This window comes from Maridesulfovibrio sp., assembly GCF_963678865.1.
In the GTDB taxonomy this organism is placed as follows: Bacteria; Desulfobacterota; Desulfovibrionia; order Desulfovibrionales; family Desulfovibrionaceae; genus Maridesulfovibrio.
The window spans coordinates 2,567,748-2,585,059 of record NZ_OY787459.1; the positions used below are offsets into that span (position 1 = coordinate 2,567,748).

General features: G+C 49.8%; 18 protein-coding genes. 7 read left to right on the top strand and 11 right to left on the bottom strand.

Translation table 11 applies throughout. From position 1 onward, the window contains the following. The first annotated feature begins 24 nt into the window (after positions 1-24). The 6 genes from sppA to ACKU41_RS11835 all read left to right on the top strand — a co-directional run bounded on the left by sppA (position 25) and on the right by ACKU41_RS11835 (position 6,412). A complete protein-coding gene (sppA, locus tag ACKU41_RS11810) occupies positions 25-993 on the top strand; it encodes a signal peptide peptidase SppA (RefSeq protein ID WP_321400977.1) in 969 nt (322 codons plus the stop codon). Between the two features lie 88 nt (positions 994-1,081). Continuing rightward, entirely contained in the window at positions 1,082-1,438 is a 357-nt protein-coding gene (locus tag ACKU41_RS11815) for a hypothetical protein (RefSeq protein WP_321400979.1), read from the top strand. Positions 1,439-1,518: 80 nt separating this feature from the next. After that, positions 1,519-2,625, top strand: a complete 1,107-nt coding sequence (locus tag ACKU41_RS11820) for an amidohydrolase family protein (RefSeq protein WP_321400981.1) — start codon at positions 1,519-1,521, stop codon at positions 2,623-2,625. Between the two features lie 34 nt (positions 2,626-2,659). Then, positions 2,660-3,583 (top strand): aspartate carbamoyltransferase catalytic subunit, encoded by a 924-nt coding sequence (locus ACKU41_RS11825; protein ID WP_321400983.1) that lies wholly within the window; start codon positions 2,660-2,662, stop codon positions 3,581-3,583. A 112-nt stretch (positions 3,584-3,695) separates the two neighbouring features. After that, on the top strand, positions 3,696-4,967 hold the full coding sequence (locus tag ACKU41_RS11830; protein WP_321400985.1) for a dihydroorotase: 1,272 nt from the start codon (positions 3,696-3,698) through the stop codon (positions 4,965-4,967). A 119-nt stretch (positions 4,968-5,086) separates the two neighbouring features. Continuing rightward, positions 5,087-6,412: an HD domain-containing protein gene (locus tag ACKU41_RS11835; RefSeq protein ID WP_321400987.1), complete on the top strand. Its 1,326-nt coding sequence runs from the start codon at positions 5,087-5,089 to the stop codon at positions 6,410-6,412. A gap of 109 nt (positions 6,413-6,521) precedes the next feature. On the opposite strand, the gene ACKU41_RS11840 is transcribed toward ACKU41_RS11835, so the two are convergent. After that, positions 6,522-7,154 carry a LysE family translocator gene (locus tag ACKU41_RS11840; protein WP_321400989.1) on the bottom strand — a complete coding sequence of 211 codons (633 nt, stop codon included), beginning with the start codon at positions 7,152-7,154 and terminating at the stop codon, positions 6,522-6,524. 108 nt (positions 7,155-7,262) lie between these two features. Between ACKU41_RS11840 and ACKU41_RS11845 the strand changes: the two genes are divergently transcribed. After that, positions 7,263-8,141, top strand: a complete 879-nt coding sequence (locus ACKU41_RS11845; RefSeq protein ID WP_321400990.1) for a LysR substrate-binding domain-containing protein — start codon at positions 7,263-7,265, stop codon at positions 8,139-8,141. 77 nt (positions 8,142-8,218) lie between these two features. Here the strand turns inward: ACKU41_RS11845 and ACKU41_RS11850 are convergent, their stop codons facing one another. From ACKU41_RS11850 to rfaE1, 10 genes are all read right to left on the bottom strand, one after another. Then, positions 8,219-9,556, bottom strand: coding sequence for an ATP-dependent 6-phosphofructokinase (locus ACKU41_RS11850; protein WP_319777583.1), 1,338 nt, complete (start codon positions 9,554-9,556; stop codon positions 8,219-8,221). Between the two features lie 47 nt (positions 9,557-9,603). Continuing rightward, positions 9,604-10,977 (bottom strand): WD40 repeat domain-containing protein, encoded by a 1,374-nt coding sequence (locus tag ACKU41_RS11855; protein ID WP_321400993.1) that lies wholly within the window; start codon positions 10,975-10,977, stop codon positions 9,604-9,606. Next, the gene (locus ACKU41_RS11860) at positions 10,974-11,372 is read right to left on the bottom strand and encodes a DnaJ family domain-containing protein (protein WP_319777585.1); all 399 of its coding nucleotides are present in this window, start codon (positions 11,370-11,372) and stop codon (positions 10,974-10,976) included. Before ACKU41_RS11860 ends, ACKU41_RS11855 begins: the two co-directional genes overlap by 4 nt. Next, a complete protein-coding gene (locus tag ACKU41_RS11865; protein ID WP_321400995.1) occupies positions 11,372-11,995 on the bottom strand; it encodes a hypothetical protein in 624 nt (207 codons plus the stop codon). The genes ACKU41_RS11860 and ACKU41_RS11865 overlap by 1 nt, the downstream gene beginning before the upstream one ends. Further along, positions 11,985-12,950 carry an MlaD family protein gene (locus ACKU41_RS11870; RefSeq protein WP_321400997.1) on the bottom strand — a complete coding sequence of 322 codons (966 nt, stop codon included), beginning with the start codon at positions 12,948-12,950 and terminating at the stop codon, positions 11,985-11,987. Before ACKU41_RS11870 ends, ACKU41_RS11865 begins: the two co-directional genes overlap by 11 nt. Before the next feature lie 16 nt (positions 12,951-12,966). Beyond that, entirely contained in the window at positions 12,967-13,770 is an 804-nt protein-coding gene (locus tag ACKU41_RS11875; protein ID WP_319777588.1) for an ATP-binding cassette domain-containing protein, read from the bottom strand. Between the two features lie 6 nt (positions 13,771-13,776). Then, a complete protein-coding gene (locus tag ACKU41_RS11880) occupies positions 13,777-14,526 on the bottom strand; it encodes an ABC transporter permease (protein ID WP_319777589.1) in 750 nt (249 codons plus the stop codon). Positions 14,527-14,565: 39 nt separating this feature from the next. Beyond that, positions 14,566-14,874 carry an STAS domain-containing protein gene (locus ACKU41_RS11885; RefSeq protein ID WP_319777590.1) on the bottom strand — a complete coding sequence of 103 codons (309 nt, stop codon included), beginning with the start codon at positions 14,872-14,874 and terminating at the stop codon, positions 14,566-14,568. A gap of 38 nt (positions 14,875-14,912) precedes the next feature. After that, positions 14,913-16,172, bottom strand: coding sequence for a GAF domain-containing SpoIIE family protein phosphatase (locus tag ACKU41_RS11890; RefSeq protein WP_321401001.1), 1,260 nt, complete (start codon positions 16,170-16,172; stop codon positions 14,913-14,915). An 85-nt stretch (positions 16,173-16,257) separates the two neighbouring features. Beyond that, a complete protein-coding gene (gene rfaE1, locus ACKU41_RS11895; protein ID WP_319777592.1) occupies positions 16,258-17,268 on the bottom strand; it encodes a D-glycero-beta-D-manno-heptose-7-phosphate kinase in 1,011 nt (336 codons plus the stop codon). Positions 17,269-17,312 lie beyond the last annotated feature (44 nt).

Sequence of the window (17,312 nt, forward strand, 5' to 3'; positions counted from 1 at the left end):
CTTTCCACAGACAAGGAGTATCTCATGAAAAAAATATTGCTGACCGTATTCATACTCGTATCAATAGCCCTTTGCGGCTGCCAGCCACGGTTAAATTTATTTCCTGACGGCACCGACCCACTTATTGAAAAAAAACTTCAGGGTGAAGGAAACGATAAGGTTCTGGTTGTTTCCATTGACGGAACCATTTCCGATGAAGGTAAACGGGGATTATTGGGAAGTGCTCCCAGCCTTGTACAGGAAGTATCCTCCCGCCTGAAACTTGCGGCTGAAGACGATGACATTAAAGCTTTGGTGCTTAAAGTGAATTCCCCCGGCGGAGGTGTTACCGCCAGCGATATCCTCTACAACGAAATCCTCCGCTTCAAAGAGAAGACCGGGGCCAAGGTTGTAGTAAATATGATGGATGTAGCTGCTTCCGGAGGCTATTACGTAAGTCTGCCAGCAGACCATATCATGGCCCACCCGACCACCCTTACCGGGTCCATAGGGGTTATTTTCATCCGGCCCAAAATTGACGGGCTCATGGACAAAATCGGCGTCTCCGTGGAAGTTTCCAAGTCGGGCCGCAACAAGGACATGGGCTTTCCTTTCAAACCGGACACCCCGGAACAACAAAAAATCATTGCTGACATCATCAAAAATTACGCAGACCGCTTTCAAGGGCTGGTCAAAAAACACCGTTCAATTTCCGAAGATAAGCTGAAAACAATCTTCACGGCTCAGGTGTTCAGTGCCGAAGGCGCAAAAAAAGCCGGACTGGTGGACAGTCTTGGTTACCTGCCTGATGCAGTAAAAAAAGCATGTGAGCTGGCCGGGATCGCGGAAAATTCTCAGGTGATCACCTACAAACGCAAGAATTATCCCAATGACACAATTTACAACTCCGCCTCATCACAGACATTCAGCCCTGCACTGATCAATATTGATGCCGGAAACCTAATGCCTCCTAAGGCCGGATTTCATTATCTCTGGCTTCCGGCTGCGGAATGATCATAGCATCACTGCTTTTCTTTCCGTAAAAAAAAATGTATGAACTGCCCGTTTGACCTGATGACAGCAACCCCAGACCGGAGGACATATGAAAAAAAACAGCCTGATCCTTACACTCATCCTGCTTTTTTCCCTCGCTGTTATCAGCGCATGCACTCAGGAAACCCAGAACCGCATAGGCCGTTCCATCCAGAACTGGACCGGGGTTAACGGGGTGCTTGAGATTTATTCCGGCGGCAAGCTTATCAAACGTTTTGTTAAAATCGATAAGCTTTCTACTGCTTCCGGCACCAAGGAGCGCGTACAGCGCCCCTACCGATTCGGATACGGTACTCTTGATGCCAACCTGAACGGCAAGGCAGACCCCAATGAAAATAAGGTCTACTTTGAATTCAGCGACTACTCTACCTGTTACGTCTTCTTTGAAGACCCCGAAGCTAAATAATATTTATTCCAGCCGGACCTTGATGGTCCGGCATTTTTTTGCCCATGAACAAATGCATAAGAGCGGCGCGAGCCGTAACAATGACCAGCGGGGAAAATCCGGTTATTGAGGATTTTGCCCTCATTCACGACGGTAATTGTATCCTTGAAACGGGAACATGGTCCGTGCTGAAAAATACTTTTTCCGGAGATGTGCAAGATCTCGGTGAAGTCACAATCGTTCCAGGTCTGATCAATGCCCATGTCCATCTTGAGCTTTCCCACCTGAAAGGCAGGACAGTGCAGAGAAAAGGGTTCACCAACTGGATCAAATCCCTGCTATCCAATCCTCTTTACGATCTGGACTCGGAAGCGGTCAGCGAAGCAGTTCAACAAATGCGTGACAACGGCACTGCTTTCTGCGTGGACATCTCCACACGCAACTGTGCTCAAGTCGCATCCATTATGGATAAGCTGGGTATGGGCTTTTACGCCTGCTGTGAAGCAATCGGTACTCAACAGCCCAAGGAAGGGGCCAAATTCTTTCCGCAAAAAGAATTCACATACGGACGGGCTGCCGGATCAGGGCATTCCCTTTACTCCACCGGCTCGGAACTGCTGCAGGCAGTAAAAATAGCAAACGATGCGGCAGGGCTGCCCTATCCCATCCATCTTGCAGAAAACGCAGAAGAAGATGAAATCGTGGCTCAGGGAACCGGAGAATTTGCCGAAATGCTCAAAGGGGCCGGACTGCTTGCCGACTGCGGCAGAAAGGGACTTCGCCCCGTGGAATACGCTGATCAACTAGGTCTGCTTGATGAATCAACCCTTGCGGTCCATTGTGTCCGGGTAAATGAGGGGGACATCAGCACCCTTGCCGAGCGCAAGGTAAATGTCTGCCTTTGCCCGCGCTCCAATACATATATCGGCGAAGGCCGTGCCCCGTGGGAAATGATTCTGAAATCTGGTATAAACACTTGTCTGGGTACGGACAGCATAGCCTCCAACCATGATTTATCCATGTGGAACGAGCTGGAGTACCTGCTGGAAAACATTAATATTTCCATGTCCCCGGCTGAAGCGCTTGCACTTGTGACCGGCAACAGCGCCAAGGCCCTGAAAATTGATGCTTCATACGGATCTCTGGAAAAGGGAAAAAGGGCTGTTTACGCAACAGTTCCCGCCCATCTTGAAGATCTTTTATTTTAATACGTTTTCGCACCACAACTTAAGAGGTAATCTTATGGAATGGCGACATAAAGATTTGCTGGATGTTACCCAGCTCAGCAAAAAGGAAGTGCAGCATGTTTTCGAAACTGCCACTTACTTTCAGGAAATCAACTCCCGTCCGGTAAAAAAGGTACCTACTCTGAAAGGCCATAGCGTGGTCCTTTTTTTTGCCGAACCAAGCACCCGGACCAAAACTTCCTTTGATATGGCGGGGAAGCGTCTTTCCTGCGATACCTTCTCCCTTGCCAAAAGCTCCAGCAGCCTGACCAAGGGAGAGACCCTTAAAGATACTGCCCTGACCCTGCAGGCCATGAATCCGGACGGCATAGTCCTGCGCCACTGGGCCAGCGGCGCAGCTCAGTTTCTGGCCGAAAGGCTCGATTGCAGCATAATCAATGCCGGGGACGGGCGCCACGCACATCCGACTCAGGCCCTGCTGGACGGCTTCACCCTCTATCAGGAATGGGGGTCCCTTGCAGGTAAAACAGTACTCATCCTCGGGGACATAGCCCACAGCCGTGTAGCCCGCTCCAACCTGATCCTGCTCAACCTTATGGGCGCCAAGGTCCGTTTCTGCGGCCCACGCACCCTGCTGCCGCCTCATATCAGAAAGTGGGACGCTGAAGTCTACACCGATATCAACGAGGCCTGCAAAGGAGTTGATGCTGTAATGTGTTTACGGCTGCAGCTGGAACGGCAGCAGGACGGTCTTTTACCCGACCTGCGTGAGTACTCCAACTACTTCGGCCTCGGTCACAAGCAGATTGAACTTGCCAAACCTGATGTAAAAATCCTGCACCCCGGTCCCATGAACCGCGGGGTGGAGATCAACTCCGAACTTGCCGACTGTGAAGCAAGCCTTGTGCTTGATCAGGTTGCATCCGGCGTAGCAACGCGTATGGCTTTGCTTTATTTATATCTGACACGAAAGAAATAAGATGCCTCCGGCGGCTTAAACCCTTTGGAAAGGGTTTAAGAATCCCAAACTTTTTTAGTAGGGCTTCGCCGCTTTGAATACATAAATTTCTGTTTTTTTAGGAGACTACAAAATGTCCCACCCAGAACTGGTTATCCGCAAGGCTGTCTGGAAAGGCGAAGAAGTTGATCTTCTTGTTGCTGACGGTAAAATTTTGGAAGTAAAACCTTCCTCAGACACCATGTACGAGGGAGCTGAAATAGTAGCTGCAAAGGGTCTGCTGCTCATGCCTTCCATGACCGATGTGCACACCCACCTGCGCGAACCGGGCTTTGAATACAAAGAAGACATTGCATCCGGCCTGAAAGCGGCCGTACATGGCGGATTTTCCAACATCATGTGCATGGCTAATACCGATCCGGTCAACGACAATGCGGTTGTAACTGACGACATGCTGCGTAAGGCCAAGGCTGCCTTTCCTGAAGGCGGGCCGAGACTATTTCCCATCGGCGCCCTGACCAAAGGACTTAAAGGCGAAGAACTGGCCCCCATGCATGAAATGGCTGAAGCCGGCTGTGCCGCATTTTCCAATGACGGTCTTCCGGTCAAGGACAGCGAACTTTTCCGCCGGGCCATGGAATACGGTTCCGATACCGGCAGACCCATCATCGACCATTGTGAAGACCCCTACCTTGCACCTGCAGCCGGGGTAAACGAAGGAGAGGTTTCCTCCGTACTGGGGCTGGCTGCACAGCCGGATGTAGCCGAGGCCGCACAGGTTGCCCGCGACCTGCTCATGGCTGAATATCTGGATATGCACATCCATCTGGCCCATATCTCCTGCCGCAAGTCTGTTGACCTTATCGCATGGGCCAAGAAACGCGGGGTGAAAGTCACCGCTGAGACATGCCCGCACTACCTGCTGCTCACCGAAGAAGCACTAAACGGATACAGCTCGGACACCAAGGTCAACCCGCCCCTGCGTACAGCAGATGACGTGCAGGCCCTGCTGGCAGGCATCAAGGACGGCACCATTGATATGTTCGCCACCGACCATGCGCCCCATGCGGCTCATGAAAAAGAAGTGGAATTCATGTACGCTCCCTGCGGCATCTCCGGCCTTGATTCTGCCCTCTCCCTGACCTGGACGCTGGTAGCTGACGGCAAGATTACCTTTGATGACTTCATCCGCATGTGGACAACAGCTCCCTGCGAGACTTTCAATCTGCCACTGAACAGCTTTAAAGCCGGTGATCCTGCCGACTTCTTCCTCTTTGATCCCAGTGAAGAATGGGTGTTGAATTCCGCCAGCATGCTCTCCAAAGGGAAAAACACTCCTTTTCGCGGACAAACCATGAAAGGACGGGTCATAAGCCATTTCCTTAGTGGCAAAAAAATAGTATGACCTGTTTAACAGGCTGTGCATAAGCCTGTTGCGCAAAGGTAAAAACTAATAATTTTATATAGTTGATCTACATCTGTTGCATTGATGACAGGCTGTTTATTTTTGATAAGGAGATTTTAATGAGCGAACCTTTCAAGGACGCGGTAGGAATTTGTAAAACCATCATGCGTAACGGCTATGATGCTTACATTATTAACGAAAGACTTCAGAAGCTGACCATTGACGATAAAGGCGATGAAGTTGAACTGGATATTTCCACCGAGCTTGATTTTAAAAGGCTGGCCAAGCTGTTCCCCAACGTCCAGCCTGCCGGACAGAATGACGTTACCGCTATATTGAAAGAGGGTGGAAACACATTTTATTTCTATCCTTCCGAGACCAGCAATTCCGCACATCCTGAAGAAAGCGTCTCGCGGATGACCCCCAGACTGCTCAAGGCTCTGGAGAAAAAACACCAGATTCCCATGTCTCTGGCCTGTCCTTACATCCCCAAGGCACAGGACCAGTACGAAGGATTTGCCGAACTTTCCAGCGGAGAAGTCCGCTTGCTGGGTATTCCGGATCAGGCTCTCAAAAGCAACTATCTTATGGGCATCAGGGCTCTGCGTTTCGCAGCCAACTACAACCTGCCCATTGAAACAAATACCAAAATCGCGATTATCCGCTCCTGCAAGCGTATTCTCGATTACGTGCCTGTGCCTGAAATCATGGACGAATGGCGTAAGGTGGAAGCTGAAAACATGTACGTTTTCGTTTCCCTGCTTTTCGAAACCATGCTCCTGCACGGCCTGATTCCCGAACTTGCCGCTCTTTCACGCCTCACTCAGGTAAAAAACAGCAAGACCGGTGAAACCGAAGACGTTTTTACCCACACTCTTGATGTCATGCGTCTCTACCCCGAAGAACTGCCTTACGACTGGTTCGGCGTGGTAGCCTGTATGTTCCATGACGTCGGTAAGCTCTACACTGCAGAAGAAGTGGATGGGAATTGGCAGTTCCTGCAGCACCACCGCGTGGGTGCGAAAGTTACCAGAAAAATCCTGACCCGCCTCAACTTCCCGCAGGAAGATGTGGACCTGATCTGTGATCTGGTACGCAACCATATGCGTTTCCACTTCATGCTCACCGATAAGGGTATCCGCAAATTCAAGGCTCTGGATGAATATCCCCGCCTCATCGAGATGGTTCGCGCAGACATCAAAGCCCGCGATACCACTTACAAGGAATTCAACCACAACATCAAAATGCTTGAGCGTGCCGATATTCCCGAAGAAGCACTTGATCCGTTCCTCAACGGTAACGAGATCATGCAGCATACCGGCCTCAACCCCGGTCCCGGCGTAGGTATAATCCGCGAATCCCTGCTCAAAGCACAGATCGCAGGCGACGTCACCAACATGGACGAAGCCATCGAATATGTTATTGCACAGGCTAAGCACGCTTAATTAAGCTACTTACAAAACAGGAAAATCCCCGGATCAGCAATATTGATCCGGGGATTTTTTTGTCTCGCACCATTTGGTGAAAGACGCGTCTAGCAACATACGGGAAATATCAACTGTCCAAGGCTATACTGACTCCAAGACCGAGCATGCAAACCCCGACCCCTTTTTCAATCCATTGTTTACAGCGATTGAAGACCTGCAATGCACCGGGTGCAGTAAGCACAAAAACAACAAATGAAAACCAGAGCAGGTGGGTCATGGCAATAAAAAGACCGATGCCGACCTGAACGGACATAGAAGTTTCCGGTCTGACAACCTGTGTAAACAGGGCCATGAAGAAACAAACTGTTTTCGGATTCAGAATATTACACATGAAACCGTTTCTAAATGCCGCGCCGGGGGAAACAACTACCCCCCTCTCTCCTTCAGCACACTGCTCTTCCGCTCCCACCGAAGACCTGAAGGAAGAGATTCCCAGCCAGATCAAATACGCCGCCCCGGTATAGCGGATAAATTCCAGCACCCAGCTGAATGTATTTACCACATACCCCAGACCCAGCAGGATGTAGGTGGTATGCACAATTACCCCGCAACCGATACCGGCGGCAGTTGCCAATCCCAGTTTACGACCGTAACGCAACCCGTTGCGGACGATAACCGCAAAATCCGGACCGGGGCTGATTACAGCCAGAACAGTAACCACTGCCACCAACATTAAATTTGAATCGATAAAATTATTCATATGAATTTCCTTCCTTAATCAGTTCAGATATTGTGGTAAAACAATTTCTATGAAATAAATAACGAATATTTTTCAATTCAATTATGAATAAAATTCACAGGAATGAAGATGGATAAGCTTCCACCACTAGGGCCGCTGATCAGTTTTCGTGCTGCAGCGAAGCATATGAGCTTCACCAAAGCAGCAGCCGACCTGCACCTGACCCACGGGGCCGTTAGCAAGGCGGTGAAACAGCTTGAGGATTTCTTCGGGTTGCGATTATTTCACAGACGAAACAGGTCCATCTTTCTGACTTCCAAGGGTAAATTCCTGTATCAGCATGTGGATAAACTGCTTCGCGAGCTTGAAACCGTGAGCGAACAGATGCGTGTTGCGGACAATTCCAAACGTATTTCAGTATCTTGCGAACCTTCGCTGAGTATGCGCTGGCTGATGGTCCGGCTGGAACAATTTCATGAAGAATTTCCTGAGACTGAAATCCATATATCCACCGGAGGAGGGCCTATTGACCTTTCTTCGGAAGGAGTTCATCTGGCTATCCGCCGTTCCGATTTTTCATGGCCCGCAGGCTACCATTCCATGGAACTTGGTATTGAGCACATCGGTCCGGTTTGCAGTCCTTCGTACTGGGAAAAAAACATGAATAAGGAACTAAAGATACTTCATACCCGCACCCGCATAGAAGCATGGGCTGATTGGAAACAATACTCAGGCAGATCAATCAGGACCGGATCGGAACAATTCTACGACCACTTCTATTTCAGCCTGCAGGCCGCCGTAGCCGGACTGGGCATGGCCATGGGACCTGAACCACTGGTTACCGATGATCTCGAACGAGGGCTGCTCGTAGCACCCTACGGTTTTGTGGAAACACCCATTTCATATGTAGCTTTAGCTCTAAATAAGATCGAAGAGGACAAATCACTGCATAATTTTATCCGCTGGGTCAGGGAACATATTCCCCTGCATAAGGCGGGATTGAAATAAACGTCCGCAACAAAAAATAAACCGGGCCGCCGATGAACTCGACAGCCCGGTTTAACTTTAACCGAATTAACACATACCTACATTTCGCAAATACCTTTTTCCATGTCATTGCGCAGATGGCCCTGACCGGTAGATTCGAGGACTGCGCGCCAGTAGTCGGACTTGATATTCAGCTTCTTGCGTTTAATGGTCACCAGATCAAGCGGCAGATGCACGTAGCGGGCTTGCAGACGGCTGACCACCATCCCGGTCTTTCCGGCCATGGCCGCGTGTACCGCATGCTGGCCGAGGAAACCGCAGTATACGCAATCATTGGCATTGGCAGGAACTGAGCGGATAATATAGCTGGGGTCGATGAACTTTAGTGTGATATCCTTACCCACGTCCTTGAAATATTCTTTGATGCGGCGGATGATCAGGGTGCAGACATCGCAGAGTACCGGGTTGCCTGAAGCGTCCTTTTCCCCGGTGTATTCGCATTGTTCCTGCCCGGCACCCTCGGCGCAGACAATCACCGCGTGCTGGCGTTCATCCAGACGCTTTTCAAGGGAACGCAGTAAACCGTACTCCCCGTCAAATTCAAAGGGGTGTTCGGGTACAAGCACGAAATTTACCTCCTTGAGTGCCAAAGTAGCCTGAGCAGCAATGAAGCCTGATTCACGGCCCATGAGCTTGACCAGCCCGATGCCGTTGACCACGCCCACAGACTCAACATGCGCGGACATGATCGCTTCGGTGGCCTTGTCTACTGCAGTATCGAAGCCGAAAGACTTGGTAACGAAGCTGATGTCGTTATCAATGGTTTTCGGAACCCCTATGATAGAAATCCTGATCCTGCGTTTTTCAACTTCTTCCACAATCTTCTGAGCCGCGCGCATGGTACCGTCCCCCCCGATCATGAACAGTACGGAGATATTCATACGCTCAAGGGCATCCACAACCTCTTCCGGGTCCTGCGGTCCGCGTGATGAACCGAGGATGGTTCCGCCGAACTGATGGATATTTGCGACCTTCTCGGCTGTAAGTTCCACAACATCATGCCCATACTTGGGAATAAACCCCTGCAGCCCGAACTTGATGCCCAGCACGGAGGGGACCTTGTAAAGATAGTGAGCCTCCAGAACAATGGAACGGATAACATCGTTCAGGCCGGGGCAAAGCCCGCCGCAGGTGACCACCGCGCATTTGGTTTTTGAAGGATCAAAATATGTAAAAGCCCGTGGTCCGGCCTTTTCAAACTCCTGATAAACATCGTTAGCAGCAGAAGAATCCATTTCTTCTTCAGCAAGATTGACCAGAGTTCTCTCTTTATCCTCAATGAAGACACAGCGTTTAAGCGGAGAAGGAATTTTAGCCTTACCAAGAACCGGAATTTCAGTATTAATCTGCTCTGTTTTATTCGCTTTTTTAACCATCTCAAACCTCCTGCGGACCGACCGGTCCAACCAGTAGTAAATAGCTGTTATCTTACTTCGCCTTCAACCAGCGGCACCCAGAGAGCCGGGCTGTCCGCCAGAACGGATTCACGTATGGGCAATTCCATGGGATGGGGATTCAAGCGGTTCGGAGTTCCTGTCTCCTCCCACCAGAGATAAAACCCCTTATCCTTAATATGCCTGCCGTAAAGACGCATTGTCCCTCTCTGGCAAACAAGATCATAGAGACGAAATAATTTTTTCCCAACCTTGTAAACACCTTTGCGTGCTGAAATAAATTTCCAGTCATCTGCTTCCGATCCGGCAATTTCTTTACCGTCCAATACACTATAGTAACGAGTTTTACGGTCCAGGTCACGAATCCTGAACAACTTTTCAGTGGCAGAATAAGAAACAATAAACATAGGCATGCCCAGATGCTCAGTTATTTTCCAGCGGTCCACGCCTGTGGAGTATACAAGTCCTCCGTTATGTTTGTATATCCATGCCGGTTCCTGCTCAAGGGCTTCGGATTTCTTCACTATGGCCCTTTTACGCAGATCCCAGTAGACCTCGCGGCCATTATCAAGAGTCAGGCAGACCACGTACCCCGCCATTCTGGCATCCACGAAAGGACCTCCGGGAACTTCATCTGAGCCCATGCGGGTATTATTCATCATCCCCTGCTTGATAATCCTGCCAGAAGCCTCGACCGCCACCAGAACCCCCTGCCCCGGTGTGTAACCGAGGTAAAGAGGAGTTCCCTCAAGAATGGAAACTTCCTGAAGGGGACCGGAAACAGGTCCGCAAAGCAGGGAGTTAAAGCTGTCAATAACGCTGAGCCAGTCCCCGGTCCGGGAAAGAGCCATCATCTGAACCGGGCCGTGCTCCACGGGAAGTTCCCCCGGAATCCTTGCACACTGCTCTAAGTTGAAAACATAAATCCGGTCACCTTCACTTCCTGCCGCCGCCAGAGTCGGGCTATCGGGACCATAAGCGGTCTGCACGGCACCGCCACCACCGGGCAGGCTGAGCTTACGGCATTTGTATTTGCTCCAGACCCTGACCGTGCCATCATAAAGAGCGGCGGCGAGACCTTCCTCATTTCCTGAATAAGAGGAGACTCCTCCTGCTATAATCGGCAGGGCCTTTTCTCTTTGCACTGAAACATAAAGTTTGTCCTCAAGGCCGGAAAACGGAGGCTCATATAATTTGCCTGCACTTACATACTTCTTGTCCAACAGGCGCGATACATAACTTTTCAGAGATTTGGTGGTTCCCTTTTCCAGCTGAGAGGGTACATCAATATAAGCCTGCCCGACTATTTCCTTGGAGGCCGCGTTTGCATGGACGGGCAGTGCGGCTGTCACAAACAGTAAAGCCAGAGCTGATGCCCCGGCCTTGATTTTTTTAGAAATCATCCCTTGTTTTCCTTGATTTTCCTGCTCTGCAAGGTGATGCGCTCGACTATGCTTTTGTAATATTCATCTTCTTCGCCTATGGCGATTTCCTTACCGCGCATATTTTTAATACGCTCGAAAAGCAGATTCACCTTCTGCATCTGCGTGTAGCGCTCCTTTTCATCATCCATATATTCAAGCAAATCAAGAGCAGAATGAATATCTTTCCTCAGTTGCACTTCCGGCGGAAGGTAACCGCCGTTCTTCAAGGCTTTGTATGCCATGCGCAGCTCAGGAGGGATCATGCTGTCATCTTCCAGATCAAGGGGTTTACCCTTGCCGGGAAGATTATCAAATTCGCCTTTTCGCTCAGATTCCTTGATTCTGGACTCGGCTATGGCCGTAATAAAATACATCAGCGCCCCGCATCACGAGAGAGTTCACCACCCAACCCGTCTATCCAGGCAATCGTCCGCTTCATCAATCCATCCACAGCCAGCTGTGCGGCATCAGCAATAGATTCACCTTGCAAGGACTTGACCGGGGCCTGCGCTTCGATCATTTTCCGGGCCAGCAATTCCTTTCCGCTGCTGTCCCAGAGGGAATACTGTACCGCGACTTTAAATGCATCCCCTCCCCTGCGCTGAAGTTCAAACGAGGTTATCACTCCTGAAAGAACCATCTCTTTTTCAATGCCGGGACGGTAAGGAGCAACCACCTCATAACTGTTCATACAGTTCAGGGCCGGTGCAGCAATAAGATCCATAATTTCAGCAGGAGTTCCTTCCCAGCTCCAACGGTAATCAGATTTCATGACCGGTCCTTTGGCGATTATCACCATTTCGCGGTCTAGGGCGGGCAGGCAGGTAAATCTTTTCAAAGCGATGCGTGGCATGTCCGGATTCACCTTTTCACATCTGCTTGCGTATTCATTATTTCCCACCCGTAAATAGGAAGACTGCACGGATTTACCGCCGATGCACCCGGCAGACGATAATGCCAGAAGCAAAATTGTTACGGACAAAAATCTATTGATCATTTTCAGCTCCCTGCGGAGGATTCAAAACCTGCCATGGACGTTCGCGCAAAGACCGGGCCAGACGGTTCATTTCGCGGGAAAGACGATTGATATTCACCAGTATTATTTCCAGCTCTTCCTGATCGTATTCCACATTGCGGCGCAGGTCGACGGTCAATCCTTCTATGCCGTCCACCGCCCGGGAGACATCTGACCCTACATCGCCCAATGTAGCACTCATGTCTCCCTGCAATGTTGCGATAGCTGTTTCGACCTTCTGGAGGGTATCAGTCAGCTCAGCAGTGAGAGCGGTTATATTTTTCGAACCGTTGTTCATGGCCCCTGCACCGGAACGCGCCAGATTTTTCCATTCATCACGAAAAGAGACCAGAGTAGCATTGGTTTCCGCAAGCACCTCAGGAGCCATTTTCAAACTTTTTCCGATATTTGACATATTCTCAGTCGAAAAAAGCATCTCAAAGGCATTTACGGCCCTTTCCAGCTGTGGAGTCAATGCGGCTACGGATTTACCCATTTCTGCAGCGACTTCGTTCATACTCATAATCACTGCCGAGGGTATGGAATCACCATCTGATAATTTATTTCCGGCATCGCCACGCAACTCCAAAAGAATATAGTTGTCACCAACCAGACCTTTCTGGGTGACCATGGCCACTGTGCCTCTGTACAGGGGAAAATCGCGGTCCACATTAATGACCACGGAAATACGGCCGGGGTTATCAGTATCCACAGTAATGGAATCCACCTTGCCCACGCTTAAGCCCGCATATTTAACCGGACGTCCGGGAGTCAAATCCTTAACATTGCGAAAAAGGATTTTGTACTGCGAGTAATCTGAAAAAAAATCATGACCGCCAAGAAAGACAATAAACAGCCCGAGCACGGTCAGCCCTGCAAGGGCGGCCACTGCGGCCTTGATAATATCGGCAGCAGAACTGCGCGAATTGAGTACCATCACATATCTCCCGTAATCAGAACCGGCTTCGGAATTTCACTGCCCGTGCCATACCGGGGTCAATCTCCGTTGGCCTGCGCTCCAGAAAGTCGATTATATATTCATCTTCGGACTGCTGCAGCCCCGCAATATCGCCCTGATAAAGGCAACAGCCTTTGTGCAGAACCACAACATGGTCGGCAATATTAAACAGGCTGTCGAGGTCATGGGTAACTACCACTGTAGTAACATTAAAAGTTTCTTTAAGTTTAAGGATCAGCTGGTCAAGATCTGCAGCGGTGATAGGGTCCAGACCGGAGGAGGGCTCATCGCAAAGCAGGGTTGTAGGGTCCATGACCATCGCCCTTGCCAGCCCGGCCCGTTTTCGCATGCCCCCTGAAAGCTGGTTGGGAAAGTAATGCATATAATCACCCAGCCCGACCATGCGCAGCTTCATCAGGACGACTTCCTCAATTATCGAGTCCGGCAACTCGGTGTGCTCCTGCATGGGCAAAGCCACATTTTCACCCAGAGTCAACGAACCGAGCATGGCTCCATCCTGAAAAAGGACTCCCATGCGGGTCCTGATCTGCTTGTATTCATCACCGCTGTCCAGAGCAGTCAGATTGGTGTCTCCCAAAAAAATTTCACCGGAAACAGGAGTATTCAGCCCAAGGATATGACGCAAAAGTGTAGATTTACCGCACCCGGAACCGCCCAGAATGACGCTGATCTTACCTGCAGGAAGCACGGCATTAAGATCCTTCATAAGAACTTTGCCCGGATAACCGAGGCTCAAATTCTTAAGCGTAATGTCCTGTGCAATCCTTGATAATTTCATGATCTTCTACCGGAATAGGAAATTTAGTGCCGTAAAAAACAAGTCCAGCAATATTATCATAAATATAGAAATAACGACAGAATTGGTTGTCTTGCGGCCTACATCGGCAGCTCCTTCACGGGCAAGAAATCCCTGCCAGCAACCGATTATGGTGATCGCCACGGCAAAGCCTCCGGCCTTGACCAGACCGGCAAGTACGTCGTGAAGTTTAAGAAATTCAACGGAATTATTGAAATAGGTGACTTTGTTGATTCCGAGGGCAATGGCGGAAAAGGCCCCACCGGAAAAGATGCCCACAAAATCGGCCCAGACTGTAAGGCAGGGGACCATGATCAACATGGCGATCATCTTGGGAACGACAAGAAACCGAACCGGCTCTATGCCCATAACTTCGAGGGCGTCAATCTCCTCGGAGATCTGCATGGTTGCAATTTCAGCGGTAAAAGCTGCTCCAGAACGCCCGGTAACGATAATGGCGGTGAGTAACGGGCCCAGCTCACGAATAATGGTTACCCCTACCAGATTTGCGACGTAACTGATGGCCCCGACTTTTTCCAGCTGTTGCGCAGACTGCAGAGCAAGGATGATCCCCGTACAAGCGGAGATAACACTGACAATGGGAATGGAGTCCGCACCGACTGCTGCGAGGTCACGCAGGAGTCTTTTGCGGTAAAATGATTTTTTCTTTCCGGGCTTAAAACGGAGGCAGCCAAGAAGTCTGGAAACCATCCATGTGAGAACCTGCAATCCATTCATTCCCGACAACTCCCTTTACAGCCCGTCCCGAAACCAGATTTAGACTAGACCGAACAAAGGCTTGACCTGCGTTAGATTTAATAATCTGTCCACCTGATCCGTGACCGCAATGATCTTCACTGTCCGGTTGTCCTTAACCAGTATCCTGCGCAATTCAATCAATGAAGCAAGACCTGAGCTGTCCAGATAATCCAGCTCGGAAAGATCCACCAGAACTTCGCCGGAAGTCTGCTTTACAAAGTTATGCATTTTATCCCTGAGTTCGGGTGTCCCGGTAAAATCAACTTCACCGCTGATCTTGATCAGGCCCTCGTCTACCAGGGATTCGATTTTCCAGCCTGCACTCATAAAATATCTCCTTAAAAAAACACCTGCACAGCCCGGTCTCAGGCCCTATATATTTCAACCACGGTCGTATCATCATTTGGAGGGGTCTCCCCTCTCCAATCAGCAACAGCCTTAAGCAAAAACTGTCCGGCGTGCGGAACGCCGCCCTTCCTGAGGACCTCTTCCATACGCTCTTCCCCGAAAAACTCACCTTCTACATCTCTTGCTTCATCAACACCATCTGAAATTATGACCAGAGACTGCCCCTTTTCAAGCAGAATCTCACTGGTCCCGAAATCCCCATCCTCAAGGATGCCCAGCGGCAACCCGAAGGTTTTCTCAATTGGGTCGGCCTTCCCTTCTGAGACCAGCAAAGGCGGCGGATGTCCGGCCATAGCATATTCGCATCTGCCGCTCTCAGGGGAATAACGCAGTAGAGCCATGGTAGCAAAAACTTCACCGTTCATGAATTCAAATGCCCCGGCATTAACAGCCTTTAGCATCTCACCGGGAATTCTTTCATTCAAGGCCTCAGACCTGATTCTGGTCCACAAAGCGGACATGATCAGCGCTGCGGGCAAGCCTTTACCGGAAACGTCTGCGACATAAATATACCAACTTCCGTCAGAATTAGGTATAAAATCGTAAAGATCACCGCCAACAAACTGAGCCGGTACTGAACTGCCCCATATCAAATTGCCGCCTTCCAGTTTTGGCTGGCGGGGATTAAACTGCTTCTGGATACGAGAGGCTGCTTCCAGCTGGGTTTCAAACCTCTGCTGGTTAAGACGCTGCAGCATCAGTTCTGAGCGGACCAGTGCAACACCGGCCAGATGACCGAAGCTTTCGAGAAGTTCCTCGTCTTCCCGCCCGAAGCACTCTTTATCTTCCGAGTTAAGAACCTGCACTACGCCCAGCAGTTCATCCTGATGGATAATCGGGGTGCACAGGATGCATCTGGTCTTAAAACCGGTTTTTTTATCCGCTTCTTTAGAAAAGCGGTCATCATTCTGGGCGTCGACGACGTTCAGGGCTTCGCGATGCTCCGCCACCCATCCGGCAATGCCCTTCCCCATGGGCAATTCAAATCCGGTTTTCAAATTTTTCATGGCCTTTTCACCAAGCACGTCATTCATGGCCCATGCAAAATTGAGAACATTCTTTTCTTTGTTGTAAAGCAGAATCGAGGAAGCCTCAGCCCCGGTCACATCCTGCGCCAACCTCAAAAGCTGGGGCAGCAGATCAACCAAGGATTCAATATTAGCCAAAACCTGATTGGCCTGAATCAATTTCTTCAACCTGTTAGCCTGATTATTCAAAATCCCCCCCGATTCAACAGCTGTACAAATATATTCTGACGAGACAGTGTACTCTATTTGAATATATTTAGGAATTATTCAAATATTATTCGCTCCAGACATTCACTTCCGGCTTGGGCCAGTTACGCACCGCTTCGGCAAGTTCTTCAACTGAAGCTGTGGCAGCGCCCACCTGACCGACGACAATCCCGGCTGCGTAGTTTGCAAGAACCGCTGAAGTAAGCGGATCCAGTCCGGCAGCAAGGCCCAGCCCCAGAGCGGCGATAACTGTATCACCTGCTCCGGTTACATCGAAAACCTTGCGCGCAAAAGTAGGCACATGCTTGACCACATCCCTTGATTCAAAAAGAGCCATACCTTCACCACCAAGGGTGATCAACAGATGGGTGGGATCAATGCGATCAAACAACCTGCGTCCTGCTTCAAGAACATCTTCTCTGGTCTTGACCTGCATATTGGCTCCCTCCCCTGCTTCCTTTGCATTCGGAGTGAGCATGGATACCGATTTATAGCGGTCGTAATTAACAGTTTTGGGGTCAACCAGAATATGAGGCTTATGCTTCTTTTTTTCCAGCAATTTCCAGAACCGCTCAAAAAAAGATTGCGATAACAATCCTTTTCCATAGTCGGAGAGAATCACAACATTATAATCGCAGATCTCTCTCTCCAAGAAGGCAAACAATTGATCCATGAGGGAATCAGCAAAATCAACAGTCTTTTCCCTGTCAACGCGAACCATCTGCTGATTATGAGCCATGACCCTTGTTTTCTTGGTAGTCGGACGGTCATCTGATTCATAAAGGGAACAGGGAATCCCCGATTCGATACAAAGTTTTTCAAAAACCTGCCCTTCGCCGTCATGCCCCACAAATCCTGTCAAGTGAGGTTCTCCACCCAGAGCGGAAATATTGCGGGCGACGTTTCCGGCTCCGCCGAGCAGATATTTTTCCTCGGTAACCTGCACAACAGGGACCGGTGCTTCAGGAGAAATTCGTTCAACCAAACCGATCACATAATGATCAAGCATCACATCGCCGATGATCAGCACCTTACGGTCTTTAAGTTTTGGAAGAACATTTAAAATCTTATTATCCATTAAACTTATCCCTTATCATGAGCGTATCCAAGCTGGATAGGTAT

Coding starts and splice junctions, on each gene's coding strand:
- sppA (WP_321400977.1), top strand. CDS start 25: ATGAAAAAAATATTGCTGACCGTATTCATACTCGTATCAATAGCCCTT.
- ACKU41_RS11815 (WP_321400979.1), top strand. CDS start 1,082: ATGAAAAAAAACAGCCTGATCCTTACACTCATCCTGCTTTTTTCCCTC.
- ACKU41_RS11820 (WP_321400981.1), top strand. CDS start 1,519: ATGACCAGCGGGGAAAATCCGGTTATTGAGGATTTTGCCCTCATTCAC.
- ACKU41_RS11825 (WP_321400983.1), top strand. CDS start 2,660: ATGGAATGGCGACATAAAGATTTGCTGGATGTTACCCAGCTCAGCAAA.
- ACKU41_RS11830 (WP_321400985.1), top strand. CDS start 3,696: ATGTCCCACCCAGAACTGGTTATCCGCAAGGCTGTCTGGAAAGGCGAA.
- ACKU41_RS11835 (WP_321400987.1), top strand. CDS start 5,087: ATGAGCGAACCTTTCAAGGACGCGGTAGGAATTTGTAAAACCATCATG.
- ACKU41_RS11840 (WP_321400989.1), bottom strand. CDS start 7,154: ATGAATAATTTTATCGATTCAAATTTAATGTTGGTGGCAGTGGTTACT.
- ACKU41_RS11845 (WP_321400990.1), top strand. CDS start 7,263: ATGGATAAGCTTCCACCACTAGGGCCGCTGATCAGTTTTCGTGCTGCA.
- ACKU41_RS11850 (WP_319777583.1), bottom strand. CDS start 9,556: ATGGTTAAAAAAGCGAATAAAACAGAGCAGATTAATACTGAAATTCCG.
- ACKU41_RS11855 (WP_321400993.1), bottom strand. CDS start 10,977: ATGATTTCTAAAAAAATCAAGGCCGGGGCATCAGCTCTGGCTTTACTG.
- ACKU41_RS11860 (WP_319777585.1), bottom strand. CDS start 11,372: ATGTATTTTATTACGGCCATAGCCGAGTCCAGAATCAAGGAATCTGAG.
- ACKU41_RS11865 (WP_321400995.1), bottom strand. CDS start 11,995: ATGATCAATAGATTTTTGTCCGTAACAATTTTGCTTCTGGCATTATCG.
- ACKU41_RS11870 (WP_321400997.1), bottom strand. CDS start 12,950: ATGGTACTCAATTCGCGCAGTTCTGCTGCCGATATTATCAAGGCCGCA.
- ACKU41_RS11875 (WP_319777588.1), bottom strand. CDS start 13,770: ATGAAATTATCAAGGATTGCACAGGACATTACGCTTAAGAATTTGAGC.
- ACKU41_RS11880 (WP_319777589.1), bottom strand. CDS start 14,526: ATGAATGGATTGCAGGTTCTCACATGGATGGTTTCCAGACTTCTTGGC.
- ACKU41_RS11885 (WP_319777590.1), bottom strand. CDS start 14,874: ATGAGTGCAGGCTGGAAAATCGAATCCCTGGTAGACGAGGGCCTGATC.
- rfaE1 (WP_319777592.1), bottom strand. CDS start 17,268: ATGGATAATAAGATTTTAAATGTTCTTCCAAAACTTAAAGACCGTAAG.